Annotated in this window: 1 protein-coding gene; it reads left to right on the top strand. The window is 34.0% G+C overall.

The annotated features are described in order from the left end of the window. Window positions 1–101 precede the first annotated feature (101 nt). Entirely contained in the window at window positions 102–521 is a 420-nt protein-coding gene (locus RB298_RS19095) for a MarR family winged helix-turn-helix transcriptional regulator (protein ID WP_486048033.1), read from the top strand. Window positions 522–797 lie beyond the last annotated feature (276 nt).

Raw genomic sequence — 797 nt, 5'->3', positions numbered from 1 at the left:
GCAGCGTCATATGTGTATAAGCGACATCGCCTACTTATAAAGACTTATCTTACTCGATTATTAGCTTAAGCCATATTTTTCTATCTTTCTGAGGTGACGTTATGGATTTACATAATTTAACAAGCCATCTTATTCATCGTACAGATGTAAGAGCAATGAATTATTTCAAGAAAAAGCTCAAACCTTATGGCATGACTCCAGTACGATGGAGCATTATTAGTGTTCTAGACTCTCAAAAAGGGATAACCCAAACAGAACTAGCAGAAGCAATTGATAAGAAACAAACAACTATTGTAGAAATGATTTATGCGATGGAGGAAAAAGGACTCATAAAAAGAATGTACAGTGAACGAGATCGTCGCTTACACTATCTATTTCTTACAGAAAAGGGAGAAGAGTTAAAGAGAACTCTTTCACCTTTAGTTAAAGACGCTCACCTCTTCGTCACGCGTCAATTAAGTGATGAAGAAAATACTCAACTAAAGACATTGTTAAACAAAGTATATAACGGTATACAATAAGCCGTGTTACTGAATATTCCTTTCTCTAATCAGAAGGCTATACTGATTCTTCCATCATCCTTTTGTTTGATTAACAACGATTAAAAATAGTAGAAATAAAAAAGACAGCCACTTTTTGATTCAAACGGCTGTCTTTCATATATGCACTAAATAGCAACACATGTTTATTTAAGTGCTATTTAAGCATCTTCTTGAGTAAAAAGAGTACGAGCTGTTTGGATAAAAGCATCTGTCGCTTTGGATATATCTTTCATATCTAGCACTGCTATATTGATA

Source organism: Priestia sp. BR_2, from assembly GCF_041954005.1.
In the GTDB taxonomy this organism is placed as follows: Bacteria; Bacillota; Bacilli; order Paenibacillales; family Paenibacillaceae; genus Paenibacillus_AQ; species Paenibacillus_AQ lautus_A.
The sequence above is the reverse complement of the archived record's forward strand: the minus strand, read 5'-3'. Positions and strand labels throughout refer to the sequence as shown.

Excerpts from the sequence above, each read along its gene's own strand:
- RB298_RS19095 (WP_486048033.1), top strand. The coding sequence starts at position 102 with ATGGATTTACATAATTTAACAAGCCATCTTATTCATCGTACAGATGTA.